At 70.7% G+C, this 13563-nt stretch carries 12 protein-coding genes; 9 read left to right on the top strand and 3 right to left on the bottom strand.

Translation table 11 applies throughout. From position 1 onward, the window contains the following. Positions 1-656 precede the first annotated feature (656 nt). Entirely contained in the window at positions 657-2372 is a 1716-nt protein-coding gene (locus FOH10_RS15170) for a putative PEP-binding protein (protein WP_425326144.1), read from the bottom strand. A gap of 102 nt (positions 2373-2474) precedes the next feature. Here FOH10_RS15170 and FOH10_RS15165 point away from each other — a divergent pair, with 102 nt between their 5' ends. From FOH10_RS15165 to FOH10_RS15150, 4 genes are read left to right on the top strand one after another with little or no spacing between them, the layout of a single operon-like run. Next, positions 2475-3242, top strand: coding sequence for a DeoR/GlpR family DNA-binding transcription regulator (locus FOH10_RS15165; RefSeq protein ID WP_143981197.1), 768 nt, complete (start codon positions 2475-2477; stop codon positions 3240-3242). Next, the gene (locus tag FOH10_RS15160) at positions 3239-4189 is read left to right on the top strand and encodes a 1-phosphofructokinase family hexose kinase (protein ID WP_143981196.1); all 951 of its coding nucleotides are present in this window, start codon (positions 3239-3241) and stop codon (positions 4187-4189) included. Before FOH10_RS15165 ends, FOH10_RS15160 begins: the two co-directional genes overlap by 4 nt. 11 nt (positions 4190-4200) lie before the next feature. After that, the gene (locus tag FOH10_RS15155; RefSeq protein ID WP_143981195.1) at positions 4201-6327 is read left to right on the top strand and encodes a PTS fructose transporter subunit IIABC; all 2127 of its coding nucleotides are present in this window, start codon (positions 4201-4203) and stop codon (positions 6325-6327) included. A 26-nt stretch (positions 6328-6353) separates the two neighbouring features. Beyond that, positions 6354-6611 (top strand): HPr family phosphocarrier protein, encoded by a 258-nt coding sequence (locus tag FOH10_RS15150; protein ID WP_029928818.1) that lies wholly within the window; start codon positions 6354-6356, stop codon positions 6609-6611. A 9-nt stretch (positions 6612-6620) separates the two neighbouring features. Here the strand turns inward: FOH10_RS15150 and FOH10_RS15145 are convergent, their stop codons facing one another. Beyond that, entirely contained in the window at positions 6621-6992 is a 372-nt protein-coding gene (locus tag FOH10_RS15145; protein WP_029928817.1) for a hypothetical protein, read from the bottom strand. Between the two features lie 341 nt (positions 6993-7333). Between FOH10_RS15145 and FOH10_RS15140 the strand changes: the two genes are divergently transcribed. From FOH10_RS15140 to FOH10_RS15120, 5 genes are all read left to right on the top strand, one after another. Continuing rightward, the gene (locus tag FOH10_RS15140) at positions 7334-8266 is read left to right on the top strand and encodes a universal stress protein (RefSeq protein ID WP_143981194.1); all 933 of its coding nucleotides are present in this window, start codon (positions 7334-7336) and stop codon (positions 8264-8266) included. 93 nt (positions 8267-8359) lie between these two features. Then, the gene (locus tag FOH10_RS15135; protein ID WP_143981193.1) at positions 8360-9106 is read left to right on the top strand and encodes an SDR family NAD(P)-dependent oxidoreductase; all 747 of its coding nucleotides are present in this window, start codon (positions 8360-8362) and stop codon (positions 9104-9106) included. Between the two features lie 13 nt (positions 9107-9119). Further along, on the top strand, positions 9120-10127 hold the full coding sequence (locus FOH10_RS15130) for an Acg family FMN-binding oxidoreductase (protein WP_143981192.1): 1008 nt from the start codon (positions 9120-9122) through the stop codon (positions 10125-10127). 45 nt (positions 10128-10172) lie between these two features. Further along, positions 10173-10769: an Rv1733c family protein gene (locus tag FOH10_RS15125; RefSeq protein ID WP_143981191.1), complete on the top strand. Its 597-nt coding sequence runs from the start codon at positions 10173-10175 to the stop codon at positions 10767-10769. Between the two features lie 82 nt (positions 10770-10851). Beyond that, positions 10852-11751, top strand: coding sequence for a universal stress protein (locus FOH10_RS15120; RefSeq protein WP_143981190.1), 900 nt, complete (start codon positions 10852-10854; stop codon positions 11749-11751). Between the two features lie 16 nt (positions 11752-11767). On the opposite strand, the gene FOH10_RS15115 is transcribed toward FOH10_RS15120, so the two are convergent. Further along, a complete protein-coding gene (locus FOH10_RS15115; protein ID WP_186000846.1) occupies positions 11768-13510 on the bottom strand; it encodes a sensor histidine kinase in 1743 nt (580 codons plus the stop codon). Positions 13511-13563: the final 53 nt, after the last annotated feature.

The following is a 13563-nucleotide window of genomic DNA, read 5'->3' as shown; positions in this document are numbered from 1 at the left end:
GGTTCGGTGTGCTGTCCGCGTGCGTTCGGCCAGCGCAATCGCCTCCGCTACACGGGTATTCGTACGACACCAGTCCGGCCAAGGCGGTGCGGACAGGTCGCCGAATGGCCCGAACGGAGAGAGGGCGGCGGCGAGTTGCTCGTCGTCGGCGACCGCCAGGACGTCATCGAGCAGCCCGTCGGCCTCGGGGTGCTCGGCGAATGGGAGCAACGCCGCCAGCGCCCGATCGAGATCGCGGCCGGTACGTAGGTAGTGGCGCAACTCGGTGACGGCTCCCTCGACGCCACGCCGGGCGAGCAGCGCCAGGACGGCGGTGGCGAGCCAGGCATCGGAGTCGCCGTGCGGCTCCGGTGGACGGGTACAGGCCGCGCGGCATCGGGTGAGATCGATTCCGAGGTCCGCGATGAGGGCCGCGTAGAGCCACGCACGCTCCTCCACCTGGTGATCCCAGCGAGGGTCGCGAACGATGCAGGCGATTACGTACTCGCTGGCCCGTGCACGGTTCGCGAGTGCTTCGGGGTAGCACGCACCGCGGCCCCGTTGGATCATGCCGAGCAGGGTGTCGGGCTCGGCCCAAGGGGGTTCGGTGGACGGTGGTCTGCTCGGATCGTCTGGCGGCGGCACGGCGCGACTGTAGAGGCGCCCCGTCGTGGCGGCTACTCGATTTCGGCCGGTTGCGACGAATCCAATCCCAATGCGGTGCGCGCCACGGCGCGGGCTTCTGTCGGGTTGCTGGTGGCCAGGACGGATTGGGCTGCGCGGCGGCAGGTTTCGAGGGGGATGGTGGCGAGGGTGGCGCCGACGGGGGAGATGGCGGGGGCGGCGGCGGAGAGGGAGGTGATGCCCAGGCCGGTGAGGATGCAGGCGAGGAGGGGGTCGGCGGCGGCTTCGCCGCAGACGCCGATGGGTTTGGCGAGGGCGTGGCCGGCGGCGGCGGTGCGGGCGACCAGGTGGAGAACGGCGGGCTGCCAGGGATCGGTCAGGGTGGCGAGGTGGGGGGACATGCGATCGGCGGCCATGGTGTACTGGGCCAGGTCGTTGGTTCCGATGGAGGCGAAATCGACGTGGGACAGCAGGGTTTCGGCGAGCAGGGCGGCGGCGGGGACCTCGATCATGATGCCGGGGGTCAGGGCGCGGGCGCGGGCCTTGGCGGCGAAGGATTCGGCTTCGGCGGCGGTGGAGATCATGGGGGCCATCACCCAGGGGGCGGTATCGCGGTCGGCGGCGGCCAGTGCGATGGCGTCGAGTTGGCGGTCGAGCAGGCCGTCGTCCAGGAGAGCGGTGCGGATGCCGCGCACGCCGAGGGCGGGGTTGGCCTCGTCCGGATGCGGGGCGAAGCGCAATGGCTTGTCGGAACCGGCGTCGAGGGTGCGGATCACCACCTTCGCGTCCGGATAGGCGTCGAGGACTTCGCGGTAGGCGGCGGCCTGTTCCTCGATGCTCGGCTCGGATTCGCGGTCCAGGAAACACAATTCGGTGCGGAAGAGGCCGATGCCCGCGGCGGGGGCGCGGCGGGCGGCGCGGGCGCTCGCGCCGTCCTGCACATTGGCGAGGATGTCGACGCGGTGGCCGTCGGCGGTGGCGCCGGGGCCGGACCAGGCGGCGGCACGGGCCGCTGCGGCGCGGTGGTCGGCGGCCGCGGTGGCGGCGGCGTCCGGGTCCGGGTCCACGGTGACCCGGCCCGTGGTGGCGTCGAGCAGCACCTGCGCGCCGACCGGCACCTCGTCGAGTCCGGTGACCGCGACCAGGCACGGGATGCCGAGTTGGCGGGCGATGATCGCGGTGTGACTGGTCGGGCCGCCGAGTGAAGTCGCCAGGCCGACAATGAGATTCGGGTCGAGTCCGGCGGTGTCGGCGGGTGCGAGATCGGTGGCGAGCAGGATCGACGGCCGGTCGGGGAGTGTGATGCCCGGTTCCGGCGCGCCGGTCAGTTCGGCCACCACCCGATCGCGGATGTCGTAGAGGTCGGTCACGCGTTCGGCCATGCGGCCGCCGAGCCGGGTGAACAGGGCGGCGAACTGCTCGATGGCGGCCGTCGTCGCCGCGGGCGCGGGCGTACCGGTGGCGATGGACCCTTCGGCCACGCCGAGCCAGCCGCGATCGACGGCCATGGCCGCATTCGCGGAAAGGACCTCCGCCGCCGCACCGTCGGCCCGCGTCGCGCGGTCGCGCAAACGCTGCGCGACGGTCGCCGCCGCGACACGGAGCCGCTCCGCCTCCGGTGCCCGATCGGACTCGCAGATACTGTCGGATGCGGTCTCGATCCGAACTCGTTCTACAGGCCGAACCACCGGCGCCGCGACCACGCCGGCCACCGCCGGTATGCCCGTGAGCACCATAGATCCGGCTCGTTCCGGCAGTGATACAGACATGAGTTCCTCCTCCACGCTGTGATCCAGACTACGGCATACGCTTGACAAAACAACACATACAGGCATAAAACAACAGAAAGCAACATCGAGTCTGGAGGTCGGATGTACGCCGAGGAGCGGCAGCAGGCCATTGCCGCGCTGGTCGGGGAACGCGGGCGCGTCTCGGTCACGGAGCTGGCCGAGCGGTACGGCGTCACCACCGAAACCGTGCGCCGCGACCTCGCGGTACTCGACCGCATGGGACTGCTGCGCCGGGTGCACGGCGGCGCGGTCCCGGCGGCGGCGCTCACCGCCATCGAACTGGGCACTGGCGAGCGCGAGCACAGCCGCGCGGCCGAGAAGGACCGAATCGCCAAGGCGGCCTTGGACTTCCTGCCCCGCTCCGGTGGCAGCGTGCTCTTCGACGCGGGCACCACCACCGCGCGGGTGGCGGCGTTGCTGCCCGCCGACCGCGACCTCGTCGCGGTGACCAACTCGGTGCCGATCGCCGCCCGCCTGTCCGGCTACACCGCGGTGCGCCTGCAACTGCTGGGCGGCCGGGTCCGCGGCCTCACCCAGGCGGCGGTCGGCCCGGAGACCCTGCGCATGCTCGGCGATCTGCGCGTCGATGTGGCGTTCATCGGCACCAACGCGCTCACCGGCGGGCACGGCCTGTCCACCCCGGATCCGGATGAGGCCGCCGTCAAGCGCGCCATGGTCGCCGCCGCGCACCGCGTGGTGGTCGTGGCCGATTCCAGCAAGATCGGGCGGGAGGACTTCGTGCGCTTCGCGGCGATCGAGGAGATCGACGCCCTGGTGACCGATGACGAACTGCTGCCCTCGGTGCGCAACGAGTTGTCCGAGTACGGCATCGAGGTGGTGACGGCATGATCGTGACACTCACCGCCAATCCGAGTGTGGACCGCACCGTCACCCTGGCCGAACCGCTGCGGCGCGGGGGAGTGCAGCGGGCGCTGGGCGCGACCGTGCAGGCGGGCGGCAAGGGCGTCAACGTCTCCCGGGTGATCGCCACGGCGGGGGCGGCGACCGTCGCCGTGCTGCCCGGCAGCGAAGGCGATCCCGTATCGCGCGATTTGGCCGCGGCGGGTATCGACCATCGCGTGGTGCCCGGCGGCGGGCCGATCCGCACCAATGTCGCCATCACCGAAATCGACGGCACCACAACGAAGATCAACGAACCGGGCGCACCCCTGGACGAGGAGCGCCGCCGCGCGCTGACCGAACTGCTGGTCGAACTGTCCGCCGCCGCGAGCTGGATCGTCCTGTCGGGTTCGCTGCCGCCCGGCGTTCCCGCGGACTGGTACGTGGAACTGGTGCGGCGGCTGCGCGGTCCCAGGATCGCGGTCGACACCTCGGACGCGCCACTGATCGCCCTGGCGCGTCGCTTCGATGCGGCCGCACCGGCCTTGATCAAACCCAACAGCGAGGAACTGGCCCAGCTCACCGGAGCCGATCCGGAGCGGTTGCACGACCCGGTCGAGGCGGTCCGCGCGGCCGCGCGGCTGGTCGACCGCGGCGTCGGCGCGGTGCTGGCCACCCTCGGCGCGGCGGGTGCCGTGCTGGTGACCGGCGACGGCGCCTGGCACGCCACCGCGCCGGATGTCACCCCGTGCAGCACCGTCGGCGCGGGTGATTCCGCCCTCGCCGGATACCTGCTGGCCGATCTGGACGGTGCCGCCCCCGCCGACCGGCTGCGCCGCGCGGTCGCCTACGGGACCGCCGCCGTCACCCTCCCCGGCACCGGTCTGCCCGGCCCGGACCATGTCCAGATCGATGCCGTCACCGTGACGGCCCTGGACTCCCTGCCCCATCCCTGAAGGACACCGCGATGGCCGAACCGATCATCACCGCCGAGCTGATCACCCTGGACGCCGACCTGGGCGCGACCAAGGACGACGTGATCGCCGCCCTGGCGCAGCGCCTCGCCGACGCGGGCCGCACACCCGACGCCGCCGCCCTGCGGGACGCGGCCCTGGAGCGCGAAAGTCAGTCCGCCACCGGACTTCCCGGCGGCATCGCGATCCCGCACTGCAAGTCCGCGTCCGTGCGGCGCGCCTCGCTCGGATTCGCCCGAGTGCGCCCCGCGGTCGACTTCGGCGCCCCGGACGGCCCCGCGGACCTGGTCTTCCTCATCGCCGCCCCGGCGGACGGGGGAGCCGAGCACATGAAGGTGCTGTCCACCCTCGCGCGTGCACTGGTGCGGCCCGAGTTCGTTGCCGCGTTGCGTGCCGCCCCCACCGCCGCCGACGTGCTCGAACTCGTCGACGGTGTGCTCGCGCCGGTTGATGCGTCTGCGAAGCCCGGCGCGTCTGCGAAGTCCGGTGTCCCGGCGAAAACCGATGCCCCTGCACCGGACGCAACGGTGTCGCAGAACGCGACTGCTCCGGAGGCCGCGACAGCGACGGTCGCCGGGACGATGCCCGAACACGAGCCAGACTCGGTTCCGGCATCCGCCGAGCGGTCGGACGATGCGGCGGTGCGCACCATCGTGGCCGTCACCGCCTGCCCGACGGGTATCGCCCACACCTACATGGCCGCTGACTCGCTGGTGGCCGCCGGGGAACGCGCCGGGATCACCGTGCACGTGGAGACCCAGGGCTCGTCCGGCAGCACGCCCCTGGATGCCGCGACCATCGCCGCCGCGGACGCCGTCATCTTCGCCACCGATGTCGGCGTGCGTGGTCGGGAGCGTTTCGCGGGTAAGCCGCTCGTCGCCTCCGGCGTGAAACGCGCCATCAACGAACCCGACGCCATGGTGACCGAGGCCCAGCGGGCCGCGCTCGACCCCGCCGCGCCCCGGGTGTCCGGGTCGGACGCCGAATCCGAGCCCGCCACAGCGGATTCCGCTGGGCTCGGCTGGGGCACCCGGTTGCGGCAGATCCTGCTCACCGGGGTCAGCTACATGATCCCGTTCGTCGCGGCGGGCGGTCTGCTCATCGCGCTCGGATTCCTGTTCGGCGGGTACGAGATCTCCGACAACGCCCAGACGATCGTGCTGGACAATTCGCTGACCGCGCTGCCCGAGGGCGGTCTGGCGACCTATATCGGCGCGGTGCTGTTCCAGTTGGGCGCGTTGGCATTCGGATTCCTGGTGCCCGCGCTCGCGGGCTACATCGCTTTCGCCATCGCCGACCGACCCGGCCTCGCGCCGGGTTTCACCGCGGGCGCGGTGGCGGTCTTCGTCGGGGCCGGTTTCCTCGGCGGCCTGGTCGGCGGTCTGATCGCCGGATTCGCGGCGCTGTGGATCTCGAAGCTCGCGGTGCCGCAGTGGGCTCGGGGCCTCATGCCGGTGGTGGTCATCCCGCTGTTCGCCTCGCTCATCGTGGGCGCGCTCATGTTCGTGGTGCTGGGCAAACCCCTCGCCGCGGTCACCAGCGGGCTCACCGACTGGCTCAACGGGCTGTCCGGAACCTCGGTCATCGTGCTCGGCGTGATCCTGGGCCTGATGATGTGCTTCGACCTCGGTGGCCCGGTGAACAAGGCGGCCTACGCCTTCGCCGTCGCGGGCCTGAGTGTCGACGATCCGGCGTCGCTGCGCATCATGGCCGCGGTCATGGCGGCCGGTATGGTGCCGCCGCTGGCCATGGCGCTGGCCACCGTGCTGCGGCCTCGGCTTTTCACCCCCGCCGAACGCGAGAACGGCCGGGCGGCCTGGCTGCTCGGCGCGTCGTTCATCTCCGAGGGCGCGATTCCCTTCGCCGCCGCCGATCCGCTGCGCGTCATCCCGTCCATGATGGTGGGCGGTGCGGTGACCGGGGCGCTCATCATGGCGTCGGGCGCGACCCTCAGCGCACCGCACGGCGGCGTCTTCGTCTTCTTCGCCATCGGCCATCTCGCGTGGTTCCTGATCGCGCTGGCCGCGGGCGTGCTCGCCGCCGCGCTGTGCGTCCTCGCGGCCAAAACCTTCGGTCGCACCACCGCGCCCGTCGGCCCGTCCGTCCCCGCCACCGTGTAACCACCTCACCACCAGGGAGATTCACCATGCCTCAGGTCACCGTCACCGTCGGTTCCGCCGAGGGTCTGCACGCCCGCCCGGCCGCGCTCATCGTGGAGGCCGTCCAGGCCGCGGGCGTCCCCGTCACCATCTCCGTGCCCGGCGGCGCGCCCGTCGACGCCGGATCCGCGCTCATGCTCATGACCCTCGGTGCCGCCGCGGGCACCGAGGTCATCGTCGCCTGTGAGGACGAGGCCACGCTCGACAAGATCGCCGGAATGGTCGCCGCCGACCTCGACGCCTGAGCGCTCGCCTCAGACCTCGAGCTCCTCCTCGATGTCCTTGAGGCGGTGCCGGGCCAGGGCCAGATTGCCGCGGTTGCGGTCCAGGGCGAGGTAGAGGAACAGCCCCTTGGATCGGCGGCCGCGGGTCGGGCGAATGAGGTGGTACTGGGCACCGAGGGTGATGAGCACATCCTCGATATCCTCTTTGAGACCGAGCTGTTCGATCGTGCGCATCTTGGCGCGGACGAGTTCGGTATTGCCCGCGGCGGCGACCTCGAGATCCAGGTTCTTCGAACCGCCCAGCACTCCGAGCGCCATGCCGCTGCCGTAGTCGACGACGGCAGCGCCGATCGCGCCGTCCAACATCATCATGTCCTTCAATGCGACATCCATGTCCGCCATGGTTTTTCGTTCCTCTCTGCCACGTGTCCGGAAGGAGCTCCGCGCGCCGAGACGCTACTCACGCCGTTGCTGCCGCGGTCGAGATTCACTGAAAATTCCGCAAGGTAGGCAATTTACAAACTCTGCAATCAGTAACCTTTCACGCAGGTCACGGTCCCGCGTCGGCGTTACCGCGTCGAGATCCGGACCTGTGAAGACCCCTGGACGTTCGGCGGCCGACAGCCCTGTCGATTCGGCATCGCATCCGGTGACATTGCGCAAGTCCGGTCGGTGACCTTGGTCCCTGTCTGTGGGAGTGGTCAGGCGAGATGCTCTGAGCACAAACACACTCAGGAGGCGTCATGGCCGACAACAGCGTCCCCGCGACCGATCGGGGCGCCGCCCCGATCATCGTCGCGGTGGACGGATCGGAGATCTCGTACCAGGCGGTCAAGTGGGCGGCCGTGGAAGCCGATCTGCGCCGGGCCCCGCTGCACATCATCACCTCGTACGCCGTCCCCACGGGGCGCGGTTCCCGCACCGGGTTGGGCGCGGCGGAGACCGCGTGGCTGCGCAGCGACGGCGCTCGCGTGCTCGGCGAGGCGAGCACGGTCGCGGATGCCACCGTGCCGGGCGAATCCATCACCGTCAGCACGGAATTCACCCTCGAACCGATCATCCCCACCCTGATGCGGATGTCGGCCGACGCCGCCATGATCGTGGTGGGCAACCGTGGCCGGGGTGCGGTACGGCGCGCCCTGCTGGGGTCGGTCAGCACCGCCATCAGCCGGCGGGCGCAGTGCCCGGTGGCGGTCGTGCACGGCGTATCGGAGACCGACGCGGACGCCGCACGGCTCCCGGTGGTGGTGGGTGTGGACGGCACCGAGAACAGCCAACCCGCCATCGAGATCGCCTGCGAGGAGGCATCGCGCCGCAAGGTGGGCCTGCTCGCCGTGCACGCCTGGGGCGAGACCAACGGCTACGACCTGCCGGTGGTCGGCTGGACCGCCATTCACGAGACCGAAGCGGTGCTGCTGGGACAGGGGATGGCCGGTTTCGCGGAGCGGTACCCCGAGGTGCCCATGGAACGCGTGGTCGTCTGCGACACCCCGGTGCGCGCACTGCTGAACCATGCCGACAAGGCCCAGTTGCTGGTCGTCGGCACCCATGGCCGCGGCGGCTTCCCGGGCATGCTCATCGGATCGACCAGCACCGCGCTGCTCCAGCACGCGCAATGTCCGGTGCTCGTGGTGCGGCACGACACGAAAATGCCCGACGACCCGGGCGTTCGGTGACCTTCGGCCCGTCAGCGCGGGGGGTGCGACGCGAGATGCTGAAGCGGAACGCTGCCGCGGCAGTCTCCCGAACCAGAACGAAAGGCTTTCGCCATGAACGACTTCCAGGGTAGAAGCGCCATCGTCACCGGCGGCGCACGCGGTATCGGAGCCGCCGTGGTGACGACGCTCGCCAAGGAGGGTATCGGCGTCGTCGCCGCCGACCTGCTCGATCGCGAGGGCGAGGCCCTGGCGGACGCGCTGGGATCGCGGGTGGTCTTCCGGCACCTCGACGTCACCGACGCCCAGGGCTGGGAACGGGTGATCGCGGATGCCGAAGCGACCTTCGGCCCGCTGGCCATCCTGATCAACAATGCGGGCATTCTCGATTTCGGCACCGTCGACACCGAGTCGCCCTCGATGTTCCGCCATGTCGTCGACGTCAACCTGTACGGCTCCTGGTTGGGCATGCATCTGGCGGCTCCGCGACTGCGGGCGGCCGAGGGCGGCGTGATCGTGAATGTCTCCTCCACCGCGGGACTCATCGGCTACGCCGGGATCAGCGGCTACGTGGCCAGCAAGTGGGGCCTGCGCGGCGTCACCAAGGCCGCCGCCCTGGAACTCGGACACGACGATATCCGGGTCTGCTCGGTGCATCCGGGCCCCATCCGCACTCCGATGACCGAACCGCTGCCCGAATCCGTCGCCGCCGCACAGCCGTTGCCCCGATTCGGCGAGCCGGAGGAGGTCGCCGCCATGGTGCGCTTCCTGGTCACCGAGGCCACCTTCTCGACCGGTTCGGAGTTCGTACTCGACGGCGGCGCCACCGCCGGACAGAACCTGGCGCTGGGCGAATCCTGAAGGAGCAGAAGCTATGTCGAGCAACCACCCCGATCACGCCACCATGCGGGCGGCGCTGACCCTGGCGCTGCGGGCCCCCTCGGTGCACAACAGCCAACCCTGGCTCTGGCGCATCGGCGACCGCACTCTGCACCTGTACGCCGACCACAGCAGGCAGTTGCCCTACACCGACCCGGACGGGCGCGATCTGCTGGTGAGTTGTGGTGCGGCACTGCATCATCTACGCGTCGCCATGCGGGTGTTCGGGTGGGAGTCGACGGTGCACCGCTTCCCGAATCCGGCCGACACCCGGCATCTGGCCGCGGTCGAATTCCATGCCGCCACCCCGACTCCCGAGGATGTCCGGCTGTCGCGGGCGATTTCGCGGCGGCACAGCGACCGACGGCAGTTCACCTCCTGGGAGGTGCCCGCCACGCAGGTCGCGACGGTGACCGCGGCGGGCACCAGCAGCGGTGTGCAGGTCCGCGCCATCGACGCCCCCGATGAACTCGCGGCACTGCGACGCGGTTTCGAGGGCGCGGCGACCGAGCATTCCCGCGATCCCGCCTACCGCGCCGAACTGGCGGTGTGGAGCGGGCATCACGCCATGCCGCACGGTGTTCCGGGCCGCAATGCCGTCACCGCGCGGGATGCGACGACCCGACCGTTCGGCGATCCCGGATTGGCCGAGACGGCGGTGCACGATACCGATGAGTCGGCGCGCATGCTGTTGCTGTGCACCGGAACCGACGACGCACAAGCGCGGCTGCGGGCGGGTGAGGCGGCCAGTGCGGTCCTGCTCACCGCCACCGCGCTCGGGCTGGCTACCTGTCCGCTCAGCGAACCGCTGGAGCTGCCGGAGTTCCGAGACCGCATCCGCCACGACATCCTGGGCGACTTCGGTTATCCGCAGTTGATCATTCGCATGGGCTGGGCGGCAACCAGCGGCGCGGCGGTGCCGACCACGCCCCGGCTACCGCTGGACGAGGTCCTGCATCCCCTGGACGAGCCACTGGGATCGGTGGACTCGACCACCCGGTGACCGCTGCACGCGGTAGCACCCGAGTTCCGAGAGAGGTGATCGGCAATGTCCACCAATCCGGCACTGCCGCTTCGCATATGGCGGCTGCGGCCGTGGGCGACCAACCCGCTCATGCGGTTCTCCGACCGCTGTGAGAGTTCGGTCCGGATCGTGGCCGTCGCCATCGCCCTGGCCGCCGTCCCGCTGGCGGGTGCCGCGGGCACCGTGAGCTATACCGAGACGGCCGAACGGCTCGCCGTGGAGAACGCGGGCAAGATCGAGGTCCCGGCGACCCTCGTGGGCGACCCGCACCCGGCGGCGGCCGCCAGTCGCGCCGATACCGGCCGCTTCGAGGCGACGGTGCGCTGGGAGTACGACGGCCGGTCCGGAACCACGACGGTCCCGGTGACGGGCGGTCTGCGGGCCGGGGAGCGCACCAGCGCCTGGCTCACCGCGGACGGCAGGCCCACCGACTCGCCGCAGCGGGCCGGCACCGCCGCCGAGGCGGGGATCGGCACCGGGGCGGCGGTGCTGCTGATCACCTGGAGTGCGGCCGCCGCCCTGGCCGCCGGAACCGGCTATGCCCTGGATGCCCGCCGCCGGGCCGCCTGGGAGGCCGAATGGCGCGGCATGACCCGCCCCATCGGACGAGACCTGGAATAACACCCCGGTTCGGATCGACACTGGAATCGGACGACCTGGCACACGGCGAACTGCCGCCGGACGACCCCTCGAGGAGAAGCTCATGACCGACAACTCCGAAACCCCGGGCGGGGAACTGAACCCGCCTGTCATCGCGGCCGTGGACGGTTCGGCGGTGTCGTATCACGCCGCCGCGTGGGCGGCGGTGGACGCCGCCCTGCACGGCTGCCCGCTGCATCTGGTCACGTCCGTGTCGGTGCCGACCGCGTTCGGTCCCGGCGCGCAGTTGACCGAATCCGATACCCGCTGGCTGCACGAGGACGGCGAGCGTGTGGTGGCCGAAGCCAAGCGCATCGCCCGCAATGCCGCACCCGGGGAAGCACTCGAGATCACCACCGAGGTGACGCTGCACCCCGTCATCCCCGATCTCATCGACCGCTCGCAGCGGGCGCGCACCCTGGTGGTCGGCACTCGCGGCCTGGGCGCCTTCCGACGCGGCCTGCTCGGTTCGGTGAGCACCGCGGTCACCCGGCACGCGCACTGCCCCGTCGCGGTGATCCCCGGCCCGGCCGTGGATCCGATCTCGGCGGAGAAGCCCGTGCTGGTCGGCGTGGACGGGACGCCGGTCGGCGATCCCGCGCTGGCCTTCGCCTTCGAGGAGGCGTCACGGCGCAAGGTCGGCCTCACCGCACTGCACGCCTGGAGCGACTACACGGGCCCGTACCTCCCGGCCCCGGGCTGGGATATGGTGCGCGATCAGGAGGAGGCGCTGCTCGCCGAACGCCTGGCCGGATACGGTGAGCGCTACCCGGACGTGCCAGTGCGCCGCATTCTGGTGATGGACCGCCCGGTGCGCGCACTGCTCGACGAATCGGAGAACGCGCAACTGGTGGTGGTCGGCAGCCACGGGCGCGGCGGATTTACCGGCATGCTCTTGGGCTCCACCAGTTCCGCGCTGCTGCACAGCGTGGACTGCCCGGCCGTGGTGGTGCGGTCGCGCTGATCGCCGTTGTCGCGGCTCAGTCGAGCGGCACCGACCAGCGCAGCCGCGTGCCGGTGCCGTTCTCGCCCGCGCCGATCTCGAAGGCGCCGCCCGCCTGTTCGGCACGGTGTGCCATATTGCGCAGACCGCTCGGGGTGATGTTCTCGGGTATGCCGCGGCCGTCGTCGGTCACGGTGATGGTGAGGTCGTCGTCGACCTCGACGGCGACGGTGAGCGTATCGGCCGCGGCATGGCGCACCGCATTGCTGACCGCCTCGCGCACCACGGCCTCGGCATGATCGGCGAGTGCGGCGTCCACCACCGACAGCGGGCCGGATATTCGCACCGAGGTGCGGATATCGATATCGGTGGTGTGCTTGGCGACGACCTGTTCGATGCGCTGGCGCAGTCGATGCGCCGGACCCGTGCCGCCGCTGTGCAGATCGAAGATGGAGGTGCGGATCTCCTGGACGACGTCCTGGAGGTCGTCGATGACGTCGGTGAGCCGTTTTCGCACCTCCGGCGTGCGGGCGCGGGCCACGGTGCCCTGCAGGCTCAGCCCGGCCGCGAACAGCCGCTGAATGACGTGGTCGTGCAGATCTCGGGCAATACGGTCGCGATCGGTGAGCACATCCAGGGCCCGCATCCGCTGCTGCGCCTCCGCCAGCTGAATGGCCAGTGCGGCCTGATCGGTGAACGCCGCCGCCAGGGAGAGCTGTTCCTCCGTGAACGGGGCCGCGCCGCGCGGACGCACCACGACGAGCACGCCGAAGGACGAATCGTGCGCGCGCAGCGGCAGAATCATGGCGGGACCGCGATTCGCGATCGTTTTGCCGAACTCAGCGGGTGCCTGCGCGTCCGGGGCGTCGTCGGGGCCCTCGAAACGCCGAGGGGCGCGCTCGACGAACACATCGCCGATGGTGGTGCCGCCGATGCGGACATACGGGTCGGCGGGGCTGTCGCCGTTGCCGGACCAGTGCGCGATTCGCAGCTCGGTGATCTCCTCCGGCGGCGTCTCCGGATCCTCCGACAGGGCGAGGAAACCGCAGTCGGACAGGGTCAGCGCACGCGCCTGATCGACCACCTGGGGGAGTACCTCGCTGGCGTCGGTGCCCGCCAGGAACTCGGTGGCGATATCGCGGGTGGCCTCGATCCACGCCTGCCGGGTCCGCGCGGACTCGTAGAGGCGGGCATTGTCGATGGCGGTGCCCGCCGCGGCGGCCAGGGCGCGGACGATGACCTCGTCGTCCTCGGTGAACAGCTGCCCACCCGCCTTCTCGGTCAGGTAGAGGTTGCCGTAGATCTCGTCGCGAATGCGTACCGGCACACCGAGGAAGGTGCGCATGGGCGGATGGTTGGGCGGGAAACCGACCGATGACGGATGGTGGGCCAGATTCTCCAGCCGAATCGGCTTGGGCTGGCTGAACAGCATGCCCAGGACGCCGCGGCCCTCGGGCAGGTCACCGATGAGGGCGCGGGTCTCCTCGTCGATGCCCTCGTAGATGAACTGTTCCAGGTGGTGGTCGTGCCCGCGCACGCCGAGCGCGCCGTAGCGCGCGTCGACGAGACTGATGGCGGTGTGCACGATGGTGCGCAGGGTCTGGTCCAGGTCCAGGCCCGAGGTGACCACGAGCATGGCCTCGACCAGGCCGTCCATGCGGTCGCGGGCATCGAGGATCTGTTCGACGCGGTCTTTGACCTCGGTGAGCAGCTCTCGTAGCCGCAGCTGCGACAGGGTCTCGCGAACCGAGTAGGAGCCGCTCTGCGGATCGACGGTCATATATCGGCTGTCCTGTGTCTCGTTCGACCGCGCGTGGTTACGCGATTTCAGGG

The organism is Nocardia otitidiscaviarum, from assembly GCF_007362295.1.
Taxonomy (GTDB): Bacteria; Actinomycetota; Actinomycetes; order Mycobacteriales; family Mycobacteriaceae; genus Nocardia; species Nocardia otitidiscaviarum.
This window is presented reverse-complemented; position numbering and strand designations above follow the sequence as displayed.